Source organism: Weissella sp. DD23, from assembly GCF_001579105.1.
GTDB classification, from domain to species: domain Bacteria; phylum Bacillota; class Bacilli; order Lactobacillales; family Lactobacillaceae; genus Weissella; species Weissella cibaria.
This window is the reverse complement of the sequence record NZ_KQ970392.1, coordinates 138,149-141,271: the sequence shown is the minus strand read 5'-3', so window position 1 is coordinate 141,271 and position 3,123 is coordinate 138,149. Positions and strand designations below refer to the sequence as shown.

Sequence of the window (3,123 nt, the reverse complement as noted above, 5' to 3'; positions counted from 1 at the left end):
TTATCCAGGTCTGGTGATGCATAATTCTTTGGCAACACACCCTTGATTTGATCGTTTTCTCGCTCAATTGCTTCCATCGCCTTGTCGATAGTCTCACCAATTTCAGGTGTCTTTGCGGCCGAAGCAATTACATCCCAACGCGCTTCTTTTGGTAGCCAAAAGATATTCTCAGCCGTATACATATCACGGTCTTCTGCATCTTCTGGGTAATCCGAATTGATTAGTGACTCATACTTCTCATTAAAAGAATCAGATACGTACTTCAAGAAAATCAATCCCAATACCACGTTACGGTATTGAGAAGCGTCCATGCTTCCACGCAGTTGATCAGCTGCTTGCCACAAGGCATCTTCAATTTTTAGTTCTGCTGTTTTCTTAGCCATTGCTATTCCTCTGTCATTGTTGTTTATTTCATTGTATCAGACCACCCCACTCTCGTATCAAAAAGACACAAAAAGTTCGGTGATAGTGGGGGTTACGGAGGATCAGGCAATAGTCCTGTCTCAGAAAAACATTCCAAATTTTTGAACAGCTCAGTCATATCAGGAAGACTCCAACAGCCTACTGAAACCATAAACTTTTCAATCGACTTGAAACGAATTAAAACCGACCAAGAACGACCAATCAAAAAAAGAAGCATTGCTAGTCAATGACTCGCAATGCTTCTATCATTATTTATTACTTGTTAAAGTATGCCTTCAACTCGTCAACCTTGTCCAAACGCTCCCATGGCAAGTCCAATTCAGGACGACCGAAGTGACCGTATGCGGCAGTTGCTTCGTAGCGAGGCTTGCGCAAGTCCAAGTCCTCGATGATTCCGGCTGGACGCAACTCGAACAAGTCACGGATTGCGGCTACCAATTCGTCATCAGAAACCTTACCCGTACCGAACGTGTTGACGTTAACTGAAACCGGCTTTGCCACACCGATAGCGTAGGCAACTTGGATTTCAACCTTTTCGGCCAAACCAGCTGCAACGATGTTCTTGGCGATGTGACGCGTTGCGTAGGCAGCTGAACGGTCAACCTTGGTTGCGTCCTTACCTGAGAAGGCACCACCACCGTGACGTGCGTATCCACCGTACGTGTCAACAATAATCTTACGACCCGTCATACCAGCATCACCCTTAGGTCCACCGATAACGAAACGACCAGTTGGGTTGATGTAGTAACGTGTGTCGTCATCGACCATGTCGGCTGGCAACACAGGGTCAAGGATGAACTTGCGCACGTCAGCACGCAATTGATCCAATGTCACTGAATCACGGTGTTGCGTTGACAAAACAACGGCGTCGATACGCGTTGGCTTGTCGTTTTCATCCAATTCAACCGTCACTTGCGCCTTAGCGTCAGGCAATAAGTATGACAACTCACCGTTACGACGGACTTCAGCTTGCTTCTTCACCAACTTGTGTGACAAAACAACTGACAATGGCAAGTACTCATCGGTTTCGTTCGTTGCAAAACCAAACATCAAACCTTGATCACCGGCACCAATTTGGTCCAATGGATCAACCCCACCGTCTTCACGTTGCTCAATTGCTGAATCAACACCTTGGGCAATATCTGGTGATTGCTCATCCAACGTAATCCCAACGTGGATATCATCAGCCAAGAAACCAGCATCCTTATCATCGTAACCAATACGCTTCAACGTTTGGCGTACGATATCGTTGATGTTTACATAGGCCTTCGTTGACATCTCACCAAAGATGTTCACGTAACCCGTTGTCACTGATGTTTCAACGGCGGTACGGGCTTGTGGGTCTTGTGCCAAAACAGCATCCAAGATGGCATCTGAGATTTGGTCTGAAACCTTATCGGGGTGGCCTTCTGAAACTGATTCTGACGTAAACAAACGCTTTTCTGTCATGTGTAAAAAATCTCCTAAACTTAATATCTCTCAAAAACTAAAAACCCGACATACCACTCGTAGGCGGCATGTCGGGTTGAATCGATATGCGCCTATCTGCTAGAAAGTACCACATCGCCCGAAACGGGTAAGTTGGCGTCAGATCAAAGGGTCTAGTCCCTCCCTGAACTCTCGATAGGAAAGTCGAATTTATTTACTTTTTAATACTCCAACTAGTTTACGGTTTTTACATAAAATTAGCAAGTTAGAAATTTTCTAATCGTTTATGATGTCGTGGCATGCAGTGTAACTTTCACCAGTGTACTCGTGCCTGGGTTCCCTAAAATAAAGATGTTCATCCCCTCGCGTCGCAACTGATGGGCTTCGTTGACGGTCTCATGATGGGCACCTCGTAACACGACAATCCGGACATCGTACAACTCTTTCCGCATTTCATCGGCTACCTTATTATTGGCGACGGTTGACGTGTCGAGCCACTTCACATTTGCCCCCATCTTCTCCAATTTACGTTTCGCGTGATTGGCTGTCTCACCCCACCAACTGACAATAAGCACGTTCTTACCCGCCAAGACAGTCGCATCTTCAAAGCGCTGCAAATCAGCGTCATTATAAACACTGGCTGGTCGCTCATATTGTTTATGGAGTGATCGAATTAAGACAATTCGGTCACTATCAATCCGTTGCCGTGCGGAATACAGTTCCCCATCTGCAATATCAGTCACGTCAAGACCATTGCAATCAACGTCTGAGAGTTCATGATACGCGAAACTGTTATCCACAAAATACCGATCATCATCTTCAGTAACAAAATGGCCCTGTAACGTCGTCCATAATGTCAGCTCATCCCCCTCAACCAGATCGTTATATTTTTGCACAAGCCGTTCAATAGGATGGTATTCCGCCAATGAATTGGCCGTTAAATTTGCAATTAACTGACGCAGCAATTCAGCGTTCGTTAGAGGCGCCGGTTGTGCCGCAATCTCAACTGGTTCTGTTTCAGCCAAAGCCGGTGCCCCTTCACCAACTTCCGGGCGCACCGCCACTTTAGCCTGTTCTAACTCCGTAATCCGGGTAGCTAAGGCATTTAAAATCGTTTGCACGTTATGATCAGAAAGCGGGGCGACTGTGGCTTGCTGGGCCTGATGTAGCTGGTCTTGTTGCGCTTGCACTGTGGCCTTCAGCATCGCGATTTCATCTGTCAGTTGCACCTCCGTCTGCTCACTCGTGGTCAGGGAATCTTGTTGCGACCGA

Annotated in this window: 3 protein-coding genes; all 3 read right to left on the bottom strand. The window is 46.5% G+C overall.

Annotated features, from left to right (window positions below; all coding sequences use genetic code 11):
• The coding region (locus WEIDD23_RS04995; protein ID WP_197458819.1) for a type I restriction-modification system subunit M N-terminal domain-containing protein at positions 1 to 383 on the bottom strand (383 nt) is incomplete at its 3' end.
• Between the two features lie 295 nt (positions 384 to 678).
• Entirely contained in the window at positions 679 to 1,872 is a 1,194-nt protein-coding gene (gene metK, locus WEIDD23_RS04990; protein ID WP_010375122.1) for a methionine adenosyltransferase, read from the bottom strand.
• 263 nt (positions 1,873 to 2,135) lie between these two features.
• Positions 2,136 to 3,123 (bottom strand): hypothetical protein (locus tag WEIDD23_RS04985; RefSeq protein ID WP_197458818.1); only part of this gene is annotated, 988 nt, incomplete at its 5' end.

Excerpts from the sequence above, each read along its gene's own strand:
- metK (WP_010375122.1), bottom strand. The coding sequence starts at position 1,872 with ATGACAGAAAAGCGTTTGTTTACGTCAGAATCAGTTTCAGAAGGCCAC.